The organism is Pelagicoccus enzymogenes, assembly GCF_014803405.1.
Taxonomy (GTDB): Bacteria; Verrucomicrobiota; Verrucomicrobiia; order Opitutales; family Opitutaceae; genus Pelagicoccus; species Pelagicoccus enzymogenes.
This window is the reverse complement of the sequence record NZ_JACYFG010000006.1, coordinates 801,417-826,437: the sequence shown is the minus strand read 5'-3', so window position 1 is coordinate 826,437 and position 25,021 is coordinate 801,417. Positions and strand designations below refer to the sequence as shown.

Sequence of the window (25,021 nt, the reverse complement as noted above, 5' to 3'; positions counted from 1 at the left end):
CCTTGTGGCACGATCGATCCTGCCCAATCGCGGCATTAGGCCGCTTCCCACAGTTGGACCGAATGCTTAGCCAGGAATTTCTACTGTCTTTGGTGATGAACCTTTCTTTTTGCCTCCCCCTCGCTTGGGGAGGGTCGGGCGCTAGAGGCTTCCGGATTTCGTTCGGCTGAAGCCTGAGTCCCTGTCTTTCAGGAAGTCGGCGATGGCGACGACGATGGAACCGTTGCGCTTCCAGCTGGGGAGGCTTTTGTAGCCTGCCCAGTTGAAGCGGTCGACCGCCACTTCGATGCTTTCCGCTTCAGCGTACTTGCGGAAGTGTCGAATTTGTTCGATCGAGTTGAAGTAGGGATGGTTGTTTTCGCGTCCGACAATCACTGCTTGCTTTAGCTGTGGTGGGGACAGTTTTGCGGCTGCTTCCGACCAGGCCTTTGCGTCGAAGAGGCGGTCGAAGGGAAAGTTTTGGGCGAGGATGATTTGGGAGTGCGGGACGGCATGCAATCCGGTGAGGAACCTGGGGTCGACCAGAAAGGCTTTGCCCGAAGGTCCTTGCGGATTGCTCGGAATCGCAGGGAAGAATGAGGCTGCCGCATCATGCAGGCTGAAGTGGACATTCTCCGGATTCGCGAAAAGTTCCGGCGCGGCTTCTTTTACGGTGGATAGGGCCGCGTCGATGTAAGTGGATGCTGCTTGTTGGGCTTGCGCGAATTCAGTGTCCCCGTTCGACTGCGCTCCGAGAAGCTGGAGCGACCACGGTAGTTTTATCGCAACTACGGAGAAGCCTTCCGCTGTGAGGTACTCGCGGTACTTGTCGAATCCCCACGCGTATCCAAGATCTTGTTGCGGTTCGATCATGACGATGAGCTCTTCCCGGATTTCCTCTTGGCCGGCAGGAGGAAGGCTGAGGGAGACGAGTCCATTGCCGTCCGGTTCCCATTCGGATTCGAAGCTCAGCAGGCGCGTATCGGAAAGCGACCTTTCCGAAAGGGTTGTATCGGCTTCCAGCAGCTTCATCAGCTTGTTTGATTTGCGGTCAAGGATGTACCACGCGGTGGGGCGACTGCTGGTGCTGACTCGGATGAGGGCTCGGTCGCTCGTTTGGCTGGGTTCGTCAATCAGGAATGAGCCTGCAGGAAACGCTTTTTCCAAGTCGCCTAGGATCTGCACGACGGCCTTGTCGGAGACGGAACTTAGCTCGAGGGGGCCGGAGGAGGCTCGGAGGGCGTCGAGCACCGGTTTCTTGAGAAGATGCACGGCTTCCTCGAATTCGAATTGCGTCATGAGCAGGGACGCCGGGTGCATGGTATTCGTGGTGTAGTCGAAGAGCTGCGCCTCTGCCACGAACTTTCCCTCGCTGATACGCCGGTAGGCGAGGATCTCGTTTGCTGCCAGGTGCTCGGTTTTCACCGAATAGAAATCCCAATCTCCCGGAAATTTCATTGGGTAGGTATGGGGAACTTGCTCCTCGTCCAGTTCGTAGGTGTAGCCGGTCAGCTCTTCTCCGAAGTTCGATCGGATGGTCACGGCGTTGCGTCCGCGGTGTTCCAGGGTCCTTACCACGACATCGTTGATGACGTACTCTGCGGGCAGCCGCTTCAACTTGCGTTTGCTGGGAATGTAGGACCAGAGGGAAGTCTTGTAGCCTTGTTCCCATTTGGAGTCGCGGAAGAGCATTGGCTCGTCCAGTCCGGAGGGAAGCGAAACGGGCCAAGCCTCATCGAGGGCTCCGTGGATGTTGATGCTTTTGATCGTTTTCTGGCTTTCCGGGTCGTATTCGTGGAAATCTTGGCCGGTCACCATGATGAGCGTGTTCGACTCGGTCCAGCGGGTCTCGACGAGCCGATCCTCGAAATCTTGCCCGGCGCTGGCTTTGTCGGGTGGCCCGGCGAGGGTCATGGTCCCTGTTTTCAAGTCCCAGATGTAGCCGCGGCGGATGAATTCGGTGGGATTGACGAGGGTGCGTCCCTCTTTCTCGCGCAAGTTGCGGTCCTGTTTGTAGTCGTAGGGAAGGTTGCTGTAGAGGAGCAGAAAGCGTCCGTTGGGCGACAGTTCTGCCCAGGTGAATTTTGATGGCAGGAGCAAGTCCCAGTTTTTTTTCGCTGCGTCGGGGTCAGGCTTCGCTAGCGCAATCGTTGGAATCAGGTAGAGGGTGAATAGGAGCAGGATCAGAGTTTTCATCTATCCGGGCCCGGTGCATGGAGGGCGCCAAAGGCCACCCTAGGTGAAAAATGATCGACGCTTTCGACGATTGGGCTGGCCAGTGATTTGTGTTCGACACTCGCAGCCAGTTCTTCGTCCTCTGGGGGAGGACTATGGGAATTTCTTTCGACAATACCTACTGCGCTCTGCCGGACCGATTCTTCGAGCGCCGGGCGCCGGCTGCGGTCGCGAAGCCGCAGCTCATCCGAATCAATCGCGCTTTGGCGGAGGAGCTGGGCATCGATGCGAACTGGCTAGAGTCGGAGCAGGGCCTTGCCGTCCTGGCGGGCAATACGGTAGCGGAGGGGTCGGAACCGATCGCCCAAGCTTATGCCGGCCACCAGTTTGGGCATTTCGTGTCGCAGTTGGGCGATGGGCGAGCCGTCTTGTTGGGGGAGGTGCGGGGCCGATCTGGCCAGCGTCGCGACTTGCAGCTGAAGGGGGCTGGACAGACGGCGTTTTCGCGAGCGGGCGACGGCCGTTCCGCTCTCGGTCCCGTGGTTCGCGAATACATCCTCAGCGAGGCGATGGCGGCCTTGGGCGTTCCGACCACGCGTGCATTGGCGGCAATAAGCACGGGGGAAACGGTCTTTCGGCAGGAAGGGGAGGTGCCCGGCGGCGTTTTTACGCGGGTGGCAGCCAGCCACGTGCGGGTGGGAACCTTCCAGTATTTTCAAGCTCGCGGGGACGTCGAAGGGCTTCGAATCCTGGCGGACTACGTGATCGAGCGTCACTACGCGGAAGCTCGTGAGGCGGAGGAGCCGTACCTTGAACTTTTGCGGGGGGTGATCGAGCGGCAGGCGGGCTTGGTGCCGCATTGGATGTCGCTCGGTTTCATCCACGGCGTGATGAACACGGACAATATGGCGGTATCGGGAGAGACGATCGACTACGGGCCTTGCGCCTTCATGGAGGAGTTCCACCCGGAGTGCGTCTTCAGCTCCATCGATCGCAACGCGCGCTACGCTTGGGGAAACCAGGGGAACATCGCCCTGTGGAACCTCACCCGCCTCGCGGAAGCCTTGCTGCCCTTGTTGGCGGAGAAGCCCGAAGAAGCGGCCCGAAAGGCGGAAGCGGCCTTGTCGGCTTTTCCCGAGCAGTTTCAGGAAAACTACACCGCGCGCTTCAGGGCAAAACTAGGGCTGGAGGTAGGAGTATCCGAAAGGACAATACAAGAAACCCTGAGGCTGCTGGCGGAGCAAGAAGTCGACTTCACGCTCTTCTTCCGTCGCTTGACGCAGGTCGCGCAGGGCGAAGAGGCGGGAGGGCTTGTTGCCCTGTTCTCCGATCGAGCAGCTTTCGAGGCGTGGTTCGCCGGATGGCGCGAGCTGTCTCGCGACGAGCGGGCGGTAGCGGGGATGGCGAAGGCAAATCCCGTCTTGGTACCGCGAAACCATCGCGTTGAGCAGGCGATCCAGGCTGCCTACGCAGGTGACTATTCTAAATTCGAACGTTTGCTTGAAGCCTACGCGGAGCCCTATGCGGATCGAGCTGCCTATGCGGATCTCGAAGCCCGACCCAAGCCGGAGGAAGTGGTTCATCAAACGTTTTGCGGAACGTGACGCATCACGGTTCCCAGACAAGACCGAAAGGAGATCTCATATCGTGAATCCATTTTTCAAATCTATTGGCGCAAGCCTGCTTTTCGTCGTTTGCCAAGCGACCTTGAACGGCCAGTTTCTGGACGACTTCGATGACGGAAACGTGGACGGCTGGAATGCTTTCACCGGCGATGGGTTCGCGACGATCTCCTTCACTCCGAATTCGGGATTTGCTCGCTCTGAAGTAGATGCGACCGACGATCCCTACAACGTGTGGTGGTCGGTGCTCCGGCGTGACGTATCCAGTTTCGTCGATATGGAAAAGCTGGAAGATCCGGCCTACGAACTACGCGTCGAGGTGAAGCTGCGCACCAGCCATGCGCCGCGTCGGGTCAATATCATGATCAACACGCAGCGAACCTTGGACTATCACGAACACCTTCGTGAATACGATATCGAAGAGGCGGGCGAATGGAGCACCATCAGCTTTACCACCGAAAACCTCGATGCGAAGCCGGGGGACAATCTTTACGTTCAGCTGTGCATGACCGACTGGGGGTACGACCGCTACCACATGGATGTCGACTATTACAAAGCGGATATCGTCAAAGCCGCCGAAGCGGGCCCCGACCTCGGCGAACCCTTGCTCTACCATCCCCCAATTCCGTCAATCGATTCTTTTGCCCATCATCTTTCCGTAGCGGAAGACGGTATGTTAAACCTTCGCTTTCCGGATGTCAGTTTCGGCGCTTGGCAGCAAAGCGGGATTTCCATTCTCACTGTCAGCGAAGGGCAGTATCCGATACTTCGCTGGGACCTCGCTGAGCTTCGTGGAGCCGAGGCTACAGGGCCTGGGGTTCTTGAGCTCACGACTCGCTCGCTCTCCAAGGGCGGCGACTACGGCAAGGCCTTTGGAGAGGACCTAGGAGTCGAGTTCGGCAAGGTTCGTATTTTCGAAGTTTTCGGTGGGCCGAGTGAATGGAGCGATGCGTCGGTCACCTACCATTCCTTCCTCGAGGGACAAGATTTCTGGAACGTGGTGAACGAGCAGATGATCTTCGACACCGAGCTAGCGGAAGCTGACGGCGGCAAGACGCATATTACGCTTTCGCGACCTGTTATGCAGCGTATCCTAGACGGTACTACGAAAGGATTGCTGCTTATGCCTCTAGGCGCAATCGACGCAACGATCTACGACTCATCCGCCCACAATGGAAAGTACGCAGCGAAGCTGCATTTCTCGACTCGCTAGGCGCAGGTCGTAACGCTCTGGGCCGCCTAGCGAAGCAGCACCTTCGCCGCCCAGTCGCCCACGGCGACGTCTGCGCCTTCTGGGAAGGTTGGCGCCTTTATTTCGCCATCCTCGTTCGACCGCAGCTCGCGCATCTCAAGCCATTGGCCACGACGCGGGTCATACCAACGCCAACGGTAACGAGCGTTTGGCTCGAAGCCGGAAAGCGTTGCTCTCGCTGCCTCGTTCTCGAAGTACAGCAAGGCGAAGCTCGCGTCCTCGGTCCGCATCATGTAGGACCAACCGTCCAGTCCGTCCTCGGGAGCGCCTGGCGCCTTGCGCGGCTCGATGGAAGTTGTCGCCGGCGCTAGCTCCTGATAGCGCTTGCCTTCGGAGAGGACGAAATCCTGCAAGGGAGCCATGTATTCAGCAGATTGGTACTTAAGGGCGTCCCAGATGTGGGGCCGCGCTCCGGCTGGCTCTCCGGTGGTGGTGATGTCGTAGGCCGCGGTGCCGTGCACGTGGCCTGAGAGTCCACCCGACAATACCGAGCCGTACATCTGGGCCCGAGAGAAGTATACGTCGCGGGCGGAATTGGGAGGTGGCTCCTCTCCTCCCGGTTTGTTGATCTCATGCAACCATCCTGTATAGTACGGCTCGAAGTTGATGGTCGGCTTGGGTGGTTCGATGGCGAACTGGACCTCCAGGTTTTCGCCCACTCGATGGTCCCGCGGTTTGTTTCCCACGCTGTGCATGTCGAGCCAAGGCACTTGCTCGCCCTGTCCCAACGTAGTATGGGTGGCCCGGTCGATCAGGGCCGTGCAAAGCTGTTCGAAGGGCGGCGGCCCGTAGGTTTCGCGGTGGTAGATCAAGGCTTGGTTGAACTGCTCCGCCGTCAGGCTGAAATCCTCCGGAACCCAATCCAAATGGATGCCGCTAAACAATAGATTGTAGGCTCCGTATCGAGAAATTAGATACTGGTAATAGCGAGCAAAGGTCTCGTTGAAATCGAAATAGGCGTTCCACGACGGTCCCACATCGCGCCGCACCGTTTCCAGCAGTGGCACGAAGCCGACCTCGGAAAGGTAGCCCATCTTGCGATCCAAGCTTTGAAAGAACTGCGGATTCAAGCGGTTAAAGTTCGAAACCCCCGGATGCTCCTCGGACAAGGCGAAGGGCAGGTTGCCCCGTTCGTCCCGCATATTTTTTGCGGTGAAGGTTCCCCAATAGCTCAAGCCGCCGGAAGCGTCGGTTCCGCGGCCTTCCGATACGTCGTAGTGAAATTTCTCCCACGCGTTGCGAACGTAGATGCCGTTTTCGTCCGCATAGGTGCTGGGGTTGAGATCGGCTTCCCAGTTCGGGAAGGCCGCGATCATGCTGACGGAGTTGAAGCCCTGGCCTTTGCGATACTGCACTGCATCCTCGAAGCCTATTCCTGGCCCGGGAACGTACTCGGGACTCGTTGCCGCATGGCGAAACGGAAGTCGCCAGGTACTGCCAGCCAGCCAGGTATCGCCTAGCATGAAGTAGGGCGTCCCGTCCGCGTACTCCAAGGCGTGGCCGTTCTCGCTCGCCTTCACGAAACCGCGGCGATTCGGATTCTTCCGTTTTTCGCGCTCGCTCCATGCTTTTGCCTGAAGGCTGCCTCCATGGCCATTCAGGCCTGAATCCTCAGTCTGATTCGAGCCGCTTTCCCATGACCAATTTCCCGGTGCAGTGGCCACGAAGCGGACTTTGAAGACAGCGCCCCCATCCCAGAATCCGTAGATTCTTTTGCTGAATCCCGGTCCTTGGAGATCGATCCAGCACAACACCTCGAGGTACGGATTTTCGTATTCGCCCTTCGCCTCCAGCAGGATTTCCTGCATCTCCCATACGCGGACTTTATCCGTCTCCGCACGGGCGTCTTTCAGGTCGACGCCGTTCCAGGCAAACGCCCAGACGCAGCAAAGCATCACAAAGGGGGTAGGCAAACGCATAGAGCTAAGCTAAGCCGCCCGCAGCCCCCAGCAAGAGCGAAGCGCTGCCGATCCAGCTCAAGCTATAGCGCGGGTAACGCAGGGCGAAATCTAGAGCGTGACTTAAAGTGAGCTCATTGCTGGCAGAGGAGCGCGAGGAGGATTGCGTCTGTTTGCACGGAGTTCCTTACCGCACCATCAGATTGCTCGGCGCGAGTGGGAGTGACATCTCAGCAGCGCGAACCAACCTCACGTTGTCGATGTAATACACGTCGCCGGGCCGGGCATCGTTCGCGAACCAGAAGAACAAGCGCCCATCGGCCACCTTCGAATTGAAGTTCATGGTAGAGAAATCGATGGAGTGCGATTGCCAGCTTGAGCTCAGTTCCACCGTCACTCTGTTGAGCCCGTAAACTGTGTAGGGGCTATCTGGTTTGGCCAGAGAAACGCGCAGGTCGCTTCCGGTGCTTGAATACGCATCGAAGGTGAGTCGGTAGTCCTGGTAGGCTGCCAGCTCCAGGCCGGATTGATTCAATTGAATGTTGCTGCCCAAAGAATCGATCGCCACGGAAACGCATTTGCTCGACCCATCGTAGCCCGGGCTGGTCGCCAGGGCGCTGCCCGATCCGTTCGTATAAAATTTCCAGGACTCCATTCCCTTTTCGAAGCCTCCATTGGAAAGAACGCCGAAACCTCGTTCGGGTTCTGGACCGGGAACCGGTTCTGGCTCGGGATCAACGGGTTCCGGTTCAGGATCCGAAGGATCCGTCGGCTCTTCGCTGCCTTTTTCAAGGTAGTTCTCCCAACCCGAAAACTCGCTATCCTTCGATACCACAACCACGGTGTAGCGAAAGTCCAAGGGATACCATGCTTTGGGGTCTTCGCCGTTCCAATTCCATCCTTGGTAGTCGCTAACAGGCGTTCCGTCCTGGGTTTTAATGGCAACGCCCACCCTGTGACGCGCCCTATGCCATTCGATTGGTTTACCGCCCTTTTTCCACATGTCCGCGATCGCTTGGGAATGGATCAGGGTCGCCCCTTCGCTGCCGACAATTAGCTGCTGCTTCGTGCAGGTTTCCAGTTCGAATTTGTTTCCGTCCTTTTCCTGCCAAATGCAGAACTGGAGCTTCATTGATTGCGGAACGGGCTGGCTGCGAATCTCGATGCGAATATGAAAGGTCCCTTCGGCGTAATTTATGGGAGTTTCCCAATCCCCGTTTTGCAGGGGAGGTTGATCATGGGGAAATCCGCGATTGCTCTCGCTTGCAGGTCCATTCCAATCGAAGACTTTCATCTCGGCTGCCGACAAGCACGTCGCCGCCCAAAAGGAAAGGGCGACTAGGGTTGTTGTTGTTATATGCTTACCGGATCTCATCGTTGAAAAGCTGGGTATTCGATTCCTCTGGAAGAGGACTAAGGATCCGAGCGGACCCCAGCCCTTCATGGTAGGGTTGGTTTTCCTGCCGCTCGAGATGCGAGGTAGGTAGTGACTTCGACCGGTCGGAAATCTCGCTTAACGCAAACGCCCCGCAGGCTAGGAGATAACATTTCTTTTATACAAACAGGCGGCTCCACTACCGATGCCTGTCCCGGAATTTGCCTAGCGGCGAAGAGGGCTCGGGGGAGGCAGCCTGAGGGCGCGGTACCGCTTGTCGCTTGGGAGACGACTCGCTTGCAGCTCGAAGATGACTGCCAAGGAATCCGGTTGCGAAACGTTAAGGGTCTGGGCTTGGGATCTCTCGACACTGTGTGTTCTAAATCCGATACATGTCGAGGAGCGAAGTGACGACATGTTTCCTCCCTTTGGCCCTCAACTGTCTGCCTTCGGCTTCGGTACGGGGAGTGTGCGACGAGACAAGGGATTGGTTGAGCGTTGCTCAAGTCCTGCGGACCCGCCTTCGGCGTCCCATCTCTGGTCGTTGCGCTCCCTTGGTCGAACCCTCTGCTCGGGTTCAAATAGCTCTCTCCGGTCCGCCCACAAAAAAGCCCGCATAGAGCGGGCGTTGTAAGTGACGGAGAGTACCGAGGAGCGAAGTGACGACACTCGAGGAGCTCTGCGACGAGACAAGGGAGTATCCCTCGAACGGAGCCGCTTTTGCCCTAGGGCAAAAGTGGCGGAGAGAGAGGGATTCGAACCCTCGGTACGGTTACCCGTACACGCACTTTCCAGGCGCGCGCCTTCGACCACTCAGCCATCTCTCCACGGTCGGTTTTCATCGGGCCTCCTTGGAGCCCCCAGAAAAGAACGGCCAAATAAGGCGATTCGTATCTCCGCGGTCAATGTCTTTTCTCAAAAAATAAATTCGCGGGGAATTCGCCCCGCTTTCGGGCAGATCCCGCTTGCATGTTACCTAGGGCGACGTAGGTTCGGGCGTTTGAAGCTTTCTGAGAAAAATGGTCTCTTCTAACGCAGACATAGGTTACAACAGCAAGGTTGAGGGCGGCGTGATCGTCTCGAAGGCCGATGCGGTTATTAACTGGATTCGCACTCATTCCCTCTGGCCGATGCCGATGGGCTTGGCGTGCTGCGCGATCGAGCTCATGGCCTCCGGGGCTTCGAAGTTCGATATCTCGCGCTTCGGCGCTGAGGTGATGCGCTTTTCTCCCCGCCAGTCAGACGTGATGATCGTGGCGGGAACGGTCACTTACAAGATGGCTCCGGTCGTGCGTCGCATCTACGACCAGATGGCGGAGCCGAAGTGGGTGATCGCCATGGGGGCCTGTGCCTCTTCGGGCGGCATGTATCGCTCCTACGCCACTTTGCAGGGCGTGGACCGCATCGTGCCGGTGGACGTCTACGTGAGCGGCTGCCCGCCGCGGCCGGAGGCGTTGCTCGACGCTCTTATAAAGTTGCAGGACAAGGTGCGTACGGAAACGTCGGCCAAGGACCTCCTCAAAGTAAAATCCTGATCTGCTCGCACGATGATTGCTCAAGATCTACTCGCCGCCCTGCAAGGAGTTAACTCCGAAGTCGCAGAGCGCGATTCTGCCGATTGGCCCTCTTTCAACTGCCCGATCGACTCCCTCGTCGATGCCCTCAAGGCACTGCGCGACAACCACGGCTACGACATGCTGGTCGACGCCACGGGAATCGACAACGGCGTAGAAGCCAGCCCGCGCTTCACCGTCGTCTATCACCTGCAGTCGACTGCCAACGCGGTCTACGTGCGAGTGGCCGCGGATTGTCCGGACAGCGAAAATCCAGTGGCTCCTACGGTGACGCACCTGTGGCCGGCGGCAGACTGGCACGAGCGTGAGAGCTACGACATGTTTGGCATCAAATATGAGGGCCATCCTGATCTGCGCCGCATCCTGATGTGGGACGAGTACGAGTACCATCCGCTGCGCAAGGACTTTCCGCTGGCTGGCCACGACGGCCCGCTCTGGGACGAAGAAATCAACGAGGAGACGGGTACGGGTACGATTCCCGCTCCCATGATGGGCGGTCCTTTCGTTTCCAAGAATTCCAGCTTCGAGGCGGAGCGCGAACCACGAGCCAAGGACGAAAGCTGGCACGAAAAGAAAGAAAAGCCGAAAGGCTAGGGCTCGCGCCTGTAGCAGCCTAGCGACCCAAACGAATTTAAGCCAATGGCGACCGAATCCAAAGAATACACCATGCCCGACGCGGGATCCCGCGCGGCGCAAGCTTCGGAAGAGTTCGAGACTGAAAAGCTCGAGCTGAGCATGGGACCCTCTCACCCGTCCACGCACGGGGTTTTACGACTCAACCTCGAGCTCGACGGCGAGATCATCCAAAAGTGCGACCCGGTACTCGGATACTTGCACCGCGGCGACGAGAAGATTGCGGAGAACATGACTTACAACCAGTTCGTGCCCTACACGGACCGACTGGACTACCTCGCACCGCTGGCCAACAACGCCATCTACGCTATCGCGGTGGAAAAATTGACCGGCATCGAAGTGCCGGAGCGCTGCCAATCAATCCGCGTGATTACTAGCGAAATGGCCCGTATCTCCGCTCACTTGCTGGGATTGGGTGCCTACACCATGGACGTGGGGGCTTTGACGGTGTTCATGATCACCTTCACCGAGCGTGAAAAGCTCTACACGCTCTTCGAAGAGCTGACGGGAGCCCGCTTTACCACCAGCTACAGCCGTATCGGCGGCGTTACGCGCGACATGCCTGCGGGCTGGACGGACAAGGTTCTGGATTTCTGTACCCAGTTCCTCCCGCTGCTCGACGACGTGGAGAGCCTACTTTCCCGTAACCGCGTTTTCGTGGACCGTACGGCGGACATTGGCGTGATCAGCAAGGAAGACGCCATCGCTTACGGCCTCACCGGGCCAAACGCTCGCGCTTCTGGGGTCGACGTAGACCTGCGTCGCGATGCTCCTTACTCGGGCTACGAGAAGTATGACTTCGAAGTGGTGCTCGGCGAAAATGGCGACTGCTACGACCGTTATCTCGTGCGCATGGAAGAGATGCGACAGAGCGTGCGCATCATCCGCCAGGCCATCGCCCAGGTGCCGGAAGGACCCTACCGAGCGGAAGACGCCAAGAAGATAATCCTGCCGCACAAGGACAAGACGCTCACCTCCATGGAAGAGCTCATCCAAAACTTCATGATTACGACTGAGGGTCCCCAGATCCCGGCCGGTGAAGTTTACTTCGAAGGGGAAGCTCCCAAGGGGGCGCTTGGGTTCTTCATCCACTCCAAGGGTGGAGGCGTGCCGTACCGCCTGAAGATCCGCGGTCCTTCTTTCTGTAATTTGAGCATTTTGCCAAAGCTTTGCGTGGGCTCCATGGTTTCGGACATCCCGTCCATCCTTGGCAGCTTCGACTTCGTCATGGGGGAATGCGATAGGTAGGATTTAATTACCCACGAATGACTCTAGTATCCGCGAATTGAATACGAAAATGATTCGTGAAGATTTGTGAGATTAGTGGGAGGCAATTGATTTAATAAAATGGACTTAAAGCCAGAGACGCTAGCTGAGATCGAAGCTGCCATTCCGAAGTATCCGGAGGCGCAGAGCGCGGTCATGCCCTTGTTGCACGCGATCCAGCAGGATCAGGGGTATATCTCTAACGAAGCCGCGGAATGGGTGGCCGAGAAGCTCGGTATCGCTCCGATCAACGTTCTATCGGTGGTCACCTTCTACCCGTTCTTCCGCCAGCACAAAATCGGCAAGCGCCACATTCGCGTCTGCCGCACCTTGTCTTGCGCGATGGCTGGAGGCGCTAAAGTCTGCGACAAGATGCTTTCCGAGTTCGAGGCCGAGCTGAATCAGGTTTCTCCAGACGGAGAGGTGACGGTCGAGTTCGCGGAATGTCTCGCCAGCTGCGGCAGCGCCCCGGTGATGTTGGTCGACGAAGACCTGCACGAGAACCTCACGGTCGAAAAGGCCAAGGAAATTTGCGACAAGATCAAAGCGGAGGCGAAAGCGTAGTTAAGATGGCAATACATCCAAAAGAACAGCGCCTCGTCCTTAAGTACGCCGACGAGCCAGGTTATACTCCTCACATCGACAGCTACTTGGAGCACGGCGGTTACGACATGCTCAAGAAGGCGGTCACCATGGAGCCACAGGCGATTATCGACGAAGTGAAAGCGTCGACCTTGCGCGGTCGTGGCGGAGCCGGTTTCCCTTGTGGGCTCAAGTGGAGCTTCGTGGACCGCAAGTCCGGTAAGCCGATCTACTTGATCTGCAATTGCGACGAGTCTGAGCCCGGCACTTTCAAGGATCGCCAGATCGTGCACAAGGATCCGCATCAGCTGATCGAGGGCATGATGATTTCCTGTTTCGCCAATAATGTCGCCAAGGCCTTTATCTATATTCGCGAAGAGATGCCTTACGGGGCGAAGATCTTGGACCAGGCCATTCTAGAGGCGAAGGAAAAAGGGTTTGTAGGCGACAATGTATGCGGATCTGGATACAGCTGCGATATCGTAGTGCACCGCGGAGCGGCCGCCTATATTTGCGGCGAAGAAACCGGTCTCATCGAATCGCTCGAAGGCAAGCGGGCCAATCCGCGTATCAAGCCTCCTTACTTCCCAGCGGTGCTCGGCCTCTACAATTGCCCGACCATCGTCAACAACGTCGAAACCCTTTGTAATGCGGTCCACATTTTGGACATGGGCGCGGAGGGCTTCAAAAAGATCGGCCGTCCCAACAATGCGGGCACGCGCATCTGGTGTGTATCCGGAGGCGTGCAACGTCCTGGCTACTACGAAGTGGGCGAGATGACGCTCGGCGAGCTGGTTTACGACATTTGTGGCGGACCGCTTCCCGGACGCACTATTAAGGCGATCATTCCCGGCGGTTCTTCCATGAAGATCCTCAAGAACGGCGAGCGCTACAAGGGCAAGAATCCGGACGGTAGCGAATACGATTGGGGGCTAGAAGATATTCCGCTCGACTACGACGGGATTGCCGCGGCGGGCTCCATGTCTGGTTCTGGTGGCATGATGGTACTCGATGACACGGTGTCGATTCCAGCGGCCCTCGCGAATTTGATGGCTTTCTACTCTCACGAATCCTGCGGCCAGTGTACGCCCTGCCGCGAAGGTTCGCTTTGGTTGAAGAAGATCACTTCTCGCATGGTGCATGGCGAAGCGCGTCCGGAAGACGTGGACCTCATGCTCGACGTGGCCGGCCAGATCGCTGGCCGCACCATTTGCGCGTTTGGTTTTGCGGTGGCTTGGCCGGTGCAGAGCTACATTGCCAAGTTTGAAGACGAATTTAGAGAATATGCGGCGCACCTCAGCGATCCTAAAGCTGACCGCCAAGCCATAAAGGAACTCGCGTGTAATGGCTGAGGAAAAGAAAGATAACCTGATAACGGTCAATATTGACGGGCAAGACTTGCAGGTGCCTCCCGGTACCAACATGGTCGAAGCAGTCAAGATGCTCGGCAAGGAGGTCCCGCACTACTGCTACCATCCGAAGCTTTCCATCGCTGGCAACTGCCGCATGTGTCTCGTGGAAATGGGCATGCCCGGAAAGGACCGCGCCACTGGCGAGCCGATGCTCAACGAGGATGGCACGCCTAAGATCATGTGGATGCCCGGTCCGGCCATCGCTTGCGGTACCAACGCGGCCCCTGGCATGCACATCAGAACGAACTCCCAGAAGGCTATCGAGTCGCGCGAGTCGGTGACCGAGTTTCTTCTCATCAACCACCCGCTGGACTGTCCGATCTGTGACCAGGCGGGGGAGTGTAAGCTGCAAGAGTTTTCCGCGTCACACGGACGTGGATACAGCCGCTTCGTGGAAGAGAAGAACGTCAAGCCTAAGCGCACGCGCCTCGGACCGAGAGTGACGCTTGACGACGAGCGCTGTATCCTCTGCTCGCGTTGTATCCGTTTCTCTCAGGAAGTGGCCAAGGACGATGTGCTCGGCTTCACCGATCGCGGCAGCTACTCGACACTCACTTGCTTCCCTGGCAAGGAGCTGGCCAATAACTACTCGCTCAATACTGTCGACATCTGTCCGGTGGGAGCGCTCACCAGCACCGATTTTCGTTTCAAGATGCGTGTTTGGTTCCTCAAGGAAACCAAGAGCATCGACCTCGAGTCCAGCGTTGGCTGCAACACGGTGGTATCTTCCCGCGAAGGAAAGGTCTACCGCGTGACTCCGCGTCGCAACGACGAGGTCAACGACACGTGGATGCCGGACTCTGGCCGTGAACTCTACAAGCAGATCGAAGCGGAGAACCGTCTCTCGTTCTCCTCGGTCAACGGTTCCGAAACCTCTGCTGTGGAAGCCCTCAAGGCGGCCGCCGAGATCCTGAAAGGGGAGGGCGTGGCCATCGTTGGTTCCGGTCGCAATACGGTGGAAGAGCAGTTCGTGCTAAAGCAAATCGCCGATCAGGTGAACGCCAAGGGCGTGTATTTGGTTGCTCGATACGGAGACGACGACGGAATCCTCATCTCCAAGGATCGCAATCCGAACGTGCGCGGCGCTTTGGCGACTGGTTTGATTTCCGACCTGCCCGCCGAACAGCTTTCCGTTCTCGCCTCGCAAATCGATAGCGGCGAAGTCAGCACTGTCTTGGCAACCAAGGAAGACTTGGTGGCAGCTGGCTTGAGTGAAGAGCAGCTCAAGAAGGTGAAGCTCGTGGTCATCGATACGCATGCTTCGGCTACGACTGAGAACGCGGATGTGGTCATCGCTGGCCTCACTCAGTTCGAAAAGTCCGGCTCGGTGATCAACCAGCAGTTCCGTATCCAGAAATTCCATAAAGCGGTTCCGGGGCCTGTCGGTTCGATCGACGACCTCGCCGCTTTGTCCGCTATCCAAGCCAGCCTTTCCGGCGAAACCTGTCCGTCTGTGGTTGGCACCGTTTGGGAAAAGATTGCGGCGGAAGGCAGCATCTTCGAAGGACTCAGCTTCAAGGGTATCGCCGACACCGGCGTGCTGCTCGACGGTTCTGCATTTTCTGGACTCGCTTTCGTGGAAGGCAAGTCGCTCCACTTTGAACCTCAAGTTGCGGAGGTAGCGAAGTAATGAATTCACGATTAAACGTAGCGCTGAGCTTTAGCCAGCGTACTCAATGCAGGATCAATCCTCTGCGGACGCGGGCTGAAGCTCCGCGCTACTCTTTCTAGCGTCATGGAACTCACTGATATAGCAATCAAGTCGATCTACGCGGTAATCGTAGTGAGCGTGCTGATGGGCTTTTGCTCCTACGCCGTTCTTGCGGAGCGTAAGATTTCCAGCTGGATTCAGGGCCGTGTCGGCCCGAATCGCACGACGCTGCCGATTATCGGATCGATTCCGTACATCGGGCGCTTTCTCACGCGCCTCGGCGTTTTCCAACCTGCGGCCGACGGTTTGAAGTTCCTCTTCAAAGAAGACGTAACACCCGGTCACGTTAACAAGGTTTACTTCATTCTGGCTCCCGTTCTTTCTTTGGTGCCGGCTTTGACCACGGTCGTGGTGGTCCCTTTCGGTTACTTTGAGAATGCGGCAGGCGAGGTGGTGAACCTGGTGCTTGCCGACCTGAACGTGGCGATCCTCTTCCTTTTTGCCATTTCTTCGCTCGGCGTTTATGGCGTGGTGCTTGGCGGTTGGGCTTCCAACTCGAAGTATCCATTTCTTGGAGGCATCCGCGCTTCGGCTCAGATGATTTCGTACGAGCTAGCCATGGGCATTTCCGTACTGCCGGTTTTCATGTGGCTCAACGCTCCCGGCACGGAAGGTACGCTCAGTCTGGTCGACGTCGTCAACTCCCAAGGCGGCGCATTGTGGAACGCCATGTGGATGCCGGGCTCATTCCTCATCTTCGTGGTTTGTATCTTCGCTGAAACGAACCGTCTGCCTTTCGACATGGCGGAATCCGAAACGGAATTGGTCAGCGGTTTCCACACCGAGTACAGCTCCTTCAAATTCGGCCTCTTCTTCGTGGGCGAGTACGCTCACATGCTGGTCGGTTCTGCAGTCGTCGCGATCCTCTTCCTGGGGGGCTGGCATCCGATGCCCTTCATGACTTGGGCGGACTTCGGAGTGCACGGCTGGCTCGCGGGAGTGCTTTCGGTCGGTACCATGATCGGCAAGCTTTGCGGTTTCATGTTCTTCTTCATGTGGATTCGCTGGACGCTTCCACGTTTCCGCTACGACCAAGTCATGCGCATCGGTTGGCAAATGCTGCTGCCGCTCTCGATCGCCAATCTGATCGTGTACACCTTTGTAATCTACTTTTTGGAGAGACCTTAACCCACACGCGCCATGCCGATCGTAGTTAAGAGAAAACCACTTACCTTTTTAGAAAAGCTCTACATTCCCGAGATCGTTCGCGGTCTCACGGTTACCTTCCGTCGCATGTTCTTCGGCGAAACGGTGACCTTGGAGTATCCGGAACAGCGCCCGCCGATCCCTGCGGGGTACCGTGGGGTACCCACGCTGGTGCGTGATCCGGAAGGCCGCGAGAAGTGCGTGTCCTGCCAGCTTTGCGAGTTCGTTTGCCCGCCTAAGGCGATTCGTATCACTCCGGGGGAAATTCCTGCGGATAGCGACTATGCCCATGTGGAGAAGGCTCCCAAGGAATTCGATATCGACATGCTCCGCTGCATCTATTGCGGCATGTGCCAAGAAGTTTGTCCGGAAGAGGCGATCTGGCTGCAGAACCAGTATTCAATGTCTGGTTACACCCGTGGCGAGATGGTGAACAACAAGGCGAAGCTTTACGAACTCGGCGGCACGCTCCCCGACCAACACTTCAAGTGGAACAAGAAAAAGGAAGCGGCCGAAAACGGCGGCGGACACCACTGATTTGAATTTTCCTCCCTCCTCAGATGACTGACCTGTTTTTCTACATTTTCGCGACGCTTACGCTTGGTTGCGCTTTCGGCGTGGTGTTCAGCCGCAATCCGGTGAACGCGGCGATGTTCCTGATCATGACTTTCATCGGCATGGCAGCGCATTTCGTCATGCTGGAAGCCTACTTCCTGGCGGTGATCCAGATCCTCGTCTACGCGGGAGCGGTGGTGGTTCTCTTCCTCTTCATCATCATGTTGCTTGATGTGGGTGAAGAAAAGAAGCACCGCGTCAAGCCGCTCACTTGGGTTGCGAGCTTGGTCGGATTTGCACTGCTTATTCTCGGAGTGGTGAGCATCACTTCCAGCGACAACATCAAAACCGCGAGCGATTCGCTTCCCGAAGCGGCCGGCGCTTCGCTCAAGAACTTCGGTTACGAACTCTTCACCACCTACCAGTTGCCCATGCAGGTGACCGGATTCCTGCTCCTCATCGCGATGATTGGCGTCATCGTGCTTAGCAAGAAAGTGAAGACCGACTAAGCCTCACGAATCTCTTCTTTCCTTTTAAAACAAACTTTTCCCTCAGCAGATGACCGTCGGACTTGAACAATACATTGCGGTGAGCGCCGCGCTCTTCGCCATCGGATTCTTTGGCGTGCTGCGTCGCAAGAACACGCTCGTCATCTACATGTGCCTCGAGCTCATGCTCAACGCCTGCAACCTCGGCTTGATCGCCTTCTCTCGCTTCCATGGCGGGATGAGCGGCTCGGTTTTTGTCTTCTTCACTATCACGGTGGCGGCGGCCGAGGTCGCGGTAGGACTTGCGATCATCGTAGCTCTGTTCCGTAAGCGCCAGACGGTACAGGTGCCCGAACTCAACGCTCTGAAGAACTAGTTTTCCGATGAATCCAGAAATATTCGCATACGCTCTTCTCGCGTTTCCTCTGATTTCGGCGGCAGCGATCGCATTTTGCATGCGTCGCAACGGAGCTTTGGCTTCAGGTGTTTCCGTGGGCGCGGCAGCTTTGATCCTCGCGACAGCCGGCCACATTATCTTTCGCCTCGATAACTTCGAGTTCACCACGAATTGGATACAGCTCGGACCGCTGTCTTTGGACTTCGGATTCCTCATCGACGACCTGGCCAAGCTAATGCTCTTCGTCGTCGCCTTCGTCGGTTTCCTTGTTCACGTATTCAGCCTTGGATACATGAAGGAAGATCCGAACAAGGCTCGTTTCTTCGGCGGTCTCTCCATCTTCATGTTTTCCATGCTCGGCCTCGTGATGGCCAATAGCTTGGTGACGCTCTTTATCTTCTGGGAGCTGGTCGGTTTCAGCTCTTACATGCTGATCGGCTTCTACCTCGACAAGCCCAGCGCGGCGGCTGCTTCCAAGAAAGCCTTCATAGCCAATCGGGTAGGGGACTTTGGATTCCTCATCGGCATCGCTTTGGCGATTGGTTTGTTTGGAACGGTAAGCCTCAGTGAAATGCGCGAAGCGGTGGTTTCGGGCGAAGTCGTGGTGGGCACAGCGGCTCTTGGCCTGCTGCTTTTCTGCGGCACGGTGGGCAAGTCCGGTCAAATCCCGCTGCACGTTTGGCTTCCTGACGCGATGGAGGGTCCCACTCCTGTTTCCGCTTTGATCCACGCTGCGACCATGGTCGCGGCCGGCGTCTTCCTCCTCTGCCGTACTGGTTTCCTCATGACAGCCGAGGCTTTGGAAGTGATCATGTGGGTCGGTGTTGCGACCGCGATCTTCGCGGGACTCACCGCGATCGCCCAACGCGACATCAAGAAGATCCTCGCCTACTCCACTGTTTCCCAGCTCGGCTACATGGTCGCTGCGTTTGGTTTGGGTAGCTTGGTGGCCCTGAAGGAAAACCCAGCCGACGCCGCCAGCGCGGTGATCACCGGTGGCGTTGCAGCCGCGATGTTCCACTTGACCACGCACGCCTTCTTCAAGGCTCTGCTCTTCCTCGGTTCCGGTTCTATCATCCATGCCTGCCATCATGAGCAGGACATTTTCAAGATGGGTGGTTTGGCCAAAAAAATGCCGATCACTTTCATCTGCTTCACGCTCGGTTTGGCGGCTCTGGTGGGAACTCCGTACCTCTCCGGCTACTTCTCCAAGGACGCGATCCTTGCTCTCGCGGTGGAACAGAACATGGCGGTCTTCTACCTTTTGGTATTCGGCGCCTTCCTCACCACTTTCTATATGATCCGTCTTTGGAAGATCGTTTTCCTTGGCGAGGCCAATTCTGAAAACGCGAGCCACGCGCATGAAAACGGATTGGTGATGACGGTACCCTTGATGTTGCTGGCGGCGCTGGCAGTGCTCGGCGGATACGCAGGGATTTACCCGGAAGCGATGTCGCCTCTCGTGGACCTTGGCGATGCGATCGCCCATGGTGAACACCACGGCACTGTGATGGCGCATGGCATCGGCGCTTGGGCGATCGGCTTGGCATTAGCTTGGTTCATCTATGGAGCTGGTTCCAAGGAAGACCGTTTTGGAGGTCCTATCTACGCGTTGCTGCAGAAGAAGTTCTTCTTCGACGAGCTCTACGAGTTCTACATCGCCAAGATCCAGCAACGCGTGGCCTTGACGTTTCACTTCTTCGAGCAGATCGCCTTGTCCGGCTTGATCATTCGCGGAGCAGCAGGAGTTGCGGGCTTGGTCGGCATCGGGCTTAAGAGCCTGCACGTCGGTAGCCTGCATCAATACGTCTACTGGTTCATCGCGGGTCTCGCAATCTTCTGGTTCATCGCTGGCTAAGCGTGTGTGGCAAAATTGAATACGACTTTCTAAAATGAACGACTCCGTTTCACTTCTCCATTTCGCCATTGCGGTGCCGCTGATTGCGGCGTTTGCCACGCTTTGGGCGGGCAAGCTTGGCCGCCCTGCGGTACAGATCGTTTCTGTAACCGGATTTGCGATACCGACCATCCTAGCGATTATCGCTTGGGTTCTCTACAACCCTGAAGTAGCTGGTGGATACGACTTCGTCACGCGTCACAACACGGGACTCGAAGCAGTGGGCATCAGCCTGCACCTCGGGTTGAACGGCGTGGCTCTTCCTCTTTTCGTGATGGCTGCGGTGGTCGGATTGGCTGCTGGCCTGTATGCAGCTCAATCCAAGGCGGAAAACCTATCTCGCTACTTGTTCTGCTTGCTCGTCATGCAAGGCGGATTGATGGGCGTCTTCGCATCCATCGACGTCTTCTTCTTCTATTTCTTCCACGAGCTCGCTCTCATTCCGACCTTCGTGATGGTGGGGGTATGGGGCGGTCGCGACCGCGGTTACGCGGCGATGAAGATGACTATCTACCTTACGTTGGGAGCGATGCTTTCGCTGGCGGGCTTGATTGCTCTCTACGTGAAGAGCGGAGCGGAGTCCTTTGATCTCATCACCTTGAAGGCCCACTTGGCGGCGGCTCCTTTGAGCGAAACCGTTTCGCACTACGCTTTCGGCCTGCTGCTTTTCGGCTTTGGTATCCTCGTATCGCTTTGGCCACTACACACTTGGGCTCCACTCGGATATGGAGCGGCTCCCAGTTCGGCAGCTATGTTGCACGCAGGCGTGCTGAAGAAGTTTGGCCTCTATGGCTTGATCCAAATCGCAGTGCCTTTGATTCCTGGTGGGGTGGGGCAATGGGAGAGCTGGATCATCTGGTTGGCGCTCGGCAATGTGGTGATCGTCGGCTTGGTGACCATGGCCCAACGCGACCTCAAGCAGATGCTTGGTTACAGCTCGGTGATGCACATGGGTTACGCGTTCCTAGGAATCGCAGCCATGTCGGTCATCGGCGTTGCTGGAGCAGTGATCATGATGGTGGCTCACGGTTTGACGGTGGCTTTGCTCTTCATGCTTTCGACGATGATCCATCACCGCACCCAGACTTTCGAAATGGAAGAGATGGGCGGGCTTTCCAAGAAAGCTCCCGTGCTAAGCGCTTTCTTCGTTTGCGGCATGATGGCGAGCATTGCTCTGCCCGGTCCGGGCCTTGCCAACTTCTGGGGCGAGTTCGGAATCTTCGTGAGTCTCTGGCAGTTCAAGCCGTGGGTTTTGTTCGTAGCGGCGACGGGAATTATCATTTCCGCGATCTATGCGCTCCGAGCGATTGCCAATGTATTCTTTGGTCACGAGTCCGAAGATTTCTTGGAAGTGCAAAAGGAGCACACCGTGGTCGACATGACTTGGGCAGAACGCGTGCCCGCCTTGATCCTCATCCTTGTGCTTTTCTTCATCGGCTTCTTCCCGAAGACCATCTCCTCTTCCATCAACGAAGCGCTTGAGAGCGAACCTGTCTACCAGACGGCGAACGCGAACCAGTAATTATTATTTGGATATACGATGCCAACTGATACTTTGAATTCCCTCGGCGAAATCGCCGCCACCAATACTTGGGGCGCGATCTACCCAGAAATGATCCTCGGCTGCTTGGCTTTGTTCTTGCTCGTGCTGGAGGTGGTGCTGCCCAAGTTCGCGCATGGCGCGATCCCCCGCATTTCGATTATCGGACAGATCCTTTTGCTCGGCTACATCTTGGTCTTCGATCCGAGCGGCTGCTGCCATGGCGTTGCTTTCGGCGGCATGATCGAATTGAGCGGCACTACGCAAGCGCTGCGTATCTTCTTCCTGCTCGCGTCGATCTTCGTCAGCTATCTGGCCATGGTCAGCTTCGAGAACAAGACGCTGGCCCGTATCGAGTACTTTGCCATCACTTTGGTGGTGACGGGAGCTCTCTCGCTCATGTCCATGTCCAACCATTTCGTGATGCTCTTCGTGGCGCTAGAAACGGCGACAGTGGGCTTCTACGTTTTGGTCAGCTACTTCCGCCAGAATCCGCTCTCTTTGGAAGCCGGCCTCAAGTACCTGATCATGGGAGCGCTCAGCTCGGCGATCCTGCTCTTCGGCATCGTGCTGCTTTACGGGGCGGCCAGCAATCCGGCCCTTGCGGGCAGCAGCCAGGATGCGATGAACTTCCAAAACCTGCGAACCTTCCTCGAGGCGAACCCCGGCGACACCCTCGCGATTATCGGTATGCTGCTGGTGATCTCCGGCGTGGCATTCAAGATCGGCGCCTTTCCCTTCCAGATCTGGATCCCCGACGTCTACCAAGGCGCTCCGGTTCCGACGACCGCGTTCTTGGCGGTTTCCTCCAAGGCGGCCGGCTTTGCGGTGCTGCTCACTTTGGTTAACACTTTCGCTCCGCTCTCATCGGTTTTGATTCCGGTGCTTTCTGGGATCGCGGCTTTGACCATCCTTTTCGGAAACTTCGCCGCCCTCACGCAGCGCAACCTCAAACGGGTGATCGGCCTCTCCGGCGTATCGCACGCGGGCTTCCTCTTGATCGGCGTGATCGCGGCCCAAACGGTTCCTGCGGCTACCAATTGGGTGCTCTTCTACCTCTTTGCCTACCTGCTCGGCTCCATGGCGGTGTTCGCCGTTTTCGCTCACTTGCCGAAGGAGTGGGACTCCGACCTGGAGCTCGACGATTTGGGCGACTTGGCGAAGCGAAACGGTTTCTTGGGAATCGCCTTGGCGATCGGCATCGGTTCGCTGGCAGGGATCCCGCCGCTCGCGGGCTTCATCGGCAAGTTCCTCATCTTCGTGGCCGCTTTTCAGGCGGAGCTCTACACTCTCTTGGGCGTGGGCATCGTGGGCGTGGTGATTTCGATCTACTACTACTTTGGCGTGATCAAGGCGGCCTTCTTCGAGGTCTGGCGCTTCACTGACGAGGACGAGGAGGGCGAGGCCGCTCCGGCGCTTCCGGGCGCGACGCTTACCTGTCTCGGCAAGCTGACGATCGTAGTGGCGATCGCTGGATCAGTGGTGCTTGGATTCTTCCAAGGCCCCCTCGGCTCCTGGCTAGCCGGCAACTAGCGAAATACTTCCTCCTCGCTACAACTTTCCAATGAAGCTCGCCTAAAATGGGCGGGCTTCATTGCTATTATCTTTGTACTGGCAACCTTGGGAGATTGCTTCACCTTACCAGTTTTTCACTCCCGAACCCAACGCATCTATTTCTGAATGAAAGTTACTGGTCTCGCGATCGTACCCCCCGAAACTGCTGCTAACGAAGCCCAGGTTACTCCCGAGCTTCTTGCGTCCGTGCTTGCCCGTTACTCGCGCAGCAACGAGGGCATCGATACGATCATGTCCAAGGTCGACCTCAAGAACGCAGACAAGTCGATTGACCGTATTCTCAAGTTCGTGGACTACGGTCACGCTTCCATCGGGGGCTTGACGGGAGGAATCGCGGTTGCAATCGACGATGTTTCCATGTGGCTGGCCTTCAAGCTATTCGAAGTGTCGCAGATGTGCGATGGACAGGAGTCCAGCACGCGCTACATCGCTATGGATCCGCAGAACATCCCGACGCCGGACGAGATCGGCATGCCGGTAGATTTGGCGGAGGAGTGGCTTTCCGTTATTAGCGAGGGGTTCGATTGTTACAACAAGGAATACGACCGGCTCGACAAGGTGGCGGAAGCGGATGCCAGCGTGGTGCGAGCCCCGGAGGGAACTCCCGAGAAGGTGCTTGCTCGCATGCGCAAGAACTTCGCCTTGGACCGGGCTCGCTATTTCATCCCGCTCGCGACCAAGACGAACCTAGCTCTGGTCATGTCCGCCCGCATGTGGGCCCAAACCATCAAGCACGTCGCTTCCCTCCCGCAGAAGGAGGCGCAGGTGGTCGCGGAGCTGATAAGGGCTGAGGTTGCGAAGTTTGCTCCCCGTTTGGTGAAGCACAGCAAGGCCGAAAAGTCTTTTCAGAAACAGGCCTTGGAGGAGCACAATCGCAGCTTGGACTTGCTGAAGTCGCGCCTTTCGATCGAAAACTTGGAAGACGAAGTTTGGGTAGACGTCGCCAACAGCATGCCGCCTTTCCTCGGGGAAAGCCAATCGATTGGGAATGCCCTCAAGTATCGAGCAAATCGATACGGCTACTGCGGCACGGCGATTCGCCGCATGCGTGTCTCATTCGCTTGGAACAACATGGCGATCGCAGAGTTGCGCGACTTGAATCGCCACCGGACGGGTCACCGCTACACGCCTTGCATCCAAGCCGGATTCTACCTCGCTCCGGAAACCGACAGGGACACTTTCCGCCCCTTCCTCGAACGGCAAAAGGCATTGCTCGCCAAGCTTATGGACCGTGGCGAACCGGCTTACATCTACGGCTTGATGCTGGGAAGCCAAACCCCGTTCGAGCATTCCACGCACGCCGACAAGTTCATTTACGAAGCGGAGCTCCGTACGGGCTTGGGCGCTCACTACCGTTATGCTGAGCACCTCAGCAAGGCGCTGTCCGAATTCTACAAACAGGTTCCCGACGCTCGCGAATGGGTGGTGGAGGGAACCGCCGAACCCGAGTGATGTCTGTTCGCCGCCTCTTGCTTTGTATGATTGCCTTGGCTTGTCCGCTGGCCCTGCCGCAAGTCAGCGAAGCTGCCAAGAAGCAGGAGAAGGTGGTTCCGGTGAAAATCATCAAGGCGAGCGAGACCAAGTTTAAGCACGCGAAAATCGTGCGTCCGGAGAAGGCCAAAAAGAAGGGCTTCCTCTGGTTCAGGAAAAAGGAGCCGAAGGTAGTGGAGCCGCAGGTAAAGGTGGTTGCTTCGGAATCACTTGTTGAAACGGAAAAGCTGCCTGTGAAGGAAGAGAAGGCGGTGGATCCCAAAGCAAGGAAGGCCGTTGAGTTGGACGACGCGAAGAAGCAGTCCAGGCTCGTAGAGCTCCCGGAAACGCAAGTTCCCAAAGACGCTCGGTCCAAACTGAAAGCGACCGAAGATTAGGGATGCTGGGGACAGTCTGTTTCGAATCAGACAAATTCTACCCTTAGGTTGAATCTCTCTTGATTGCGTAAAAGTG

20 protein-coding genes and 1 tRNA gene are annotated in these 25,021 nt (G+C 57.0%); 17 read left to right on the top strand and 4 right to left on the bottom strand.

The features are described 5' to 3' along the window. Positions 1-141: 141 nt before the first annotated feature. Positions 142-2,175, bottom strand: coding sequence for a hypothetical protein (locus IEN85_RS05800; protein ID WP_191616120.1), 2,034 nt, complete (start codon positions 2,173-2,175; stop codon positions 142-144). Between the two features lie 134 nt (positions 2,176-2,309). On the opposite strand from IEN85_RS05800, the gene IEN85_RS05795 reads away from it, so the two are divergent. After that, entirely contained in the window at positions 2,310-3,758 is a 1,449-nt protein-coding gene (locus IEN85_RS05795) for a protein adenylyltransferase SelO (RefSeq protein WP_191616119.1), read from the top strand. 43 nt (positions 3,759-3,801) lie between these two features. Next, the gene (locus IEN85_RS05790; RefSeq protein ID WP_224772454.1) at positions 3,802-4,989 is read left to right on the top strand and encodes a carbohydrate binding domain-containing protein; all 1,188 of its coding nucleotides are present in this window, start codon (positions 3,802-3,804) and stop codon (positions 4,987-4,989) included. A gap of 26 nt (positions 4,990-5,015) precedes the next feature. Here IEN85_RS05790 and IEN85_RS05785 read toward each other — a convergent pair whose 3' ends face one another. The 3 genes from IEN85_RS05785 to IEN85_RS05775 form a co-directional block, all read right to left on the bottom strand. After that, entirely contained in the window at positions 5,016-6,941 is a 1,926-nt protein-coding gene (locus IEN85_RS05785) for a DUF5060 domain-containing protein (RefSeq protein ID WP_224772453.1), read from the bottom strand. 172 nt (positions 6,942-7,113) lie between these two features. Then, a complete protein-coding gene (locus IEN85_RS05780; protein ID WP_191616118.1) occupies positions 7,114-8,301 on the bottom strand; it encodes a carbohydrate binding domain-containing protein in 1,188 nt (395 codons plus the stop codon). Between the two features lie 737 nt (positions 8,302-9,038). Continuing rightward, positions 9,039-9,128 (bottom strand) — tRNA-Ser (locus IEN85_RS05775). A gap of 192 nt (positions 9,129-9,320) precedes the next feature. Between IEN85_RS05775 and nuoB the strand changes: the two genes are divergently transcribed. The 15 genes from nuoB (at position 9,321) to IEN85_RS05700 (ending at position 24,945) form a co-directional block, all read left to right on the top strand. Then, a complete protein-coding gene (nuoB, locus tag IEN85_RS05770; RefSeq protein ID WP_191616117.1) occupies positions 9,321-9,836 on the top strand; it encodes an NADH-quinone oxidoreductase subunit NuoB in 516 nt (171 codons plus the stop codon). Positions 9,837-9,848: 12 nt separating this feature from the next. Continuing rightward, positions 9,849-10,469: an NADH-quinone oxidoreductase subunit C gene (locus tag IEN85_RS05765; RefSeq protein ID WP_191616116.1), complete on the top strand. Its 621-nt coding sequence runs from the start codon at positions 9,849-9,851 to the stop codon at positions 10,467-10,469. A gap of 45 nt (positions 10,470-10,514) precedes the next feature. After that, the gene (gene nuoD / locus IEN85_RS05760) at positions 10,515-11,756 is read left to right on the top strand and encodes an NADH dehydrogenase (quinone) subunit D (RefSeq protein WP_191616115.1); all 1,242 of its coding nucleotides are present in this window, start codon (positions 10,515-10,517) and stop codon (positions 11,754-11,756) included. A 99-nt stretch (positions 11,757-11,855) separates the two neighbouring features. Then, entirely contained in the window at positions 11,856-12,338 is a 483-nt protein-coding gene (locus IEN85_RS05755; protein ID WP_191616114.1) for an NADH-quinone oxidoreductase subunit NuoE family protein, read from the top strand. A 5-nt stretch (positions 12,339-12,343) separates the two neighbouring features. Next, positions 12,344-13,708 (top strand): NADH-quinone oxidoreductase subunit NuoF, encoded by a 1,365-nt coding sequence (gene nuoF / locus IEN85_RS05750; protein ID WP_191616113.1) that lies wholly within the window; start codon positions 12,344-12,346, stop codon positions 13,706-13,708. Continuing rightward, the gene (locus tag IEN85_RS05745) at positions 13,701-15,398 is read left to right on the top strand and encodes an NADH-quinone oxidoreductase subunit G (RefSeq protein ID WP_191616112.1); all 1,698 of its coding nucleotides are present in this window, start codon (positions 13,701-13,703) and stop codon (positions 15,396-15,398) included. The genes nuoF and IEN85_RS05745 overlap by 8 nt, the downstream gene beginning before the upstream one ends. A 105-nt stretch (positions 15,399-15,503) precedes the next feature. Beyond that, positions 15,504-16,607, top strand: a complete 1,104-nt coding sequence (locus IEN85_RS05740) for a complex I subunit 1/NuoH family protein (RefSeq protein WP_191616111.1) — start codon at positions 15,504-15,506, stop codon at positions 16,605-16,607. A 12-nt stretch (positions 16,608-16,619) separates the two neighbouring features. Beyond that, entirely contained in the window at positions 16,620-17,162 is a 543-nt protein-coding gene (locus tag IEN85_RS05735; RefSeq protein ID WP_191616110.1) for a NuoI/complex I 23 kDa subunit family protein, read from the top strand. Between the two features lie 23 nt (positions 17,163-17,185). After that, positions 17,186-17,689 carry an NADH-quinone oxidoreductase subunit J family protein gene (locus tag IEN85_RS05730; RefSeq protein ID WP_191616109.1) on the top strand — a complete coding sequence of 168 codons (504 nt, stop codon included), beginning with the start codon at positions 17,186-17,188 and terminating at the stop codon, positions 17,687-17,689. Positions 17,690-17,738: 49 nt separating this feature from the next. Then, positions 17,739-18,044 (top strand): NADH-quinone oxidoreductase subunit NuoK, encoded by a 306-nt coding sequence (nuoK, locus tag IEN85_RS05725; RefSeq protein WP_191616108.1) that lies wholly within the window; start codon positions 17,739-17,741, stop codon positions 18,042-18,044. A 7-nt stretch (positions 18,045-18,051) separates the two neighbouring features. Further along, on the top strand, positions 18,052-19,923 hold the full coding sequence (locus IEN85_RS05720) for an NADH-quinone oxidoreductase subunit L (protein WP_191616107.1): 1,872 nt from the start codon (positions 18,052-18,054) through the stop codon (positions 19,921-19,923). A 34-nt stretch (positions 19,924-19,957) separates the two neighbouring features. After that, positions 19,958-21,484, top strand: a complete 1,527-nt coding sequence (locus IEN85_RS05715; RefSeq protein ID WP_191616106.1) for a complex I subunit 4 family protein — start codon at positions 19,958-19,960, stop codon at positions 21,482-21,484. Between the two features lie 18 nt (positions 21,485-21,502). Continuing rightward, positions 21,503-23,035: an NADH-quinone oxidoreductase subunit N gene (locus IEN85_RS05710; RefSeq protein WP_191616105.1), complete on the top strand. Its 1,533-nt coding sequence runs from the start codon at positions 21,503-21,505 to the stop codon at positions 23,033-23,035. Between the two features lie 147 nt (positions 23,036-23,182). Beyond that, complete coding sequence (locus IEN85_RS05705; protein ID WP_191616104.1) at positions 23,183-24,529, top strand: FAD-dependent thymidylate synthase; 1,347 nt, start codon at positions 23,183-23,185, stop codon at positions 24,527-24,529. Then, positions 24,529-24,945: a hypothetical protein gene (locus tag IEN85_RS05700; protein WP_191616103.1), complete on the top strand. Its 417-nt coding sequence runs from the start codon at positions 24,529-24,531 to the stop codon at positions 24,943-24,945. Before IEN85_RS05705 ends, IEN85_RS05700 begins: the two co-directional genes overlap by 1 nt. Positions 24,946-25,021 lie beyond the last annotated feature (76 nt).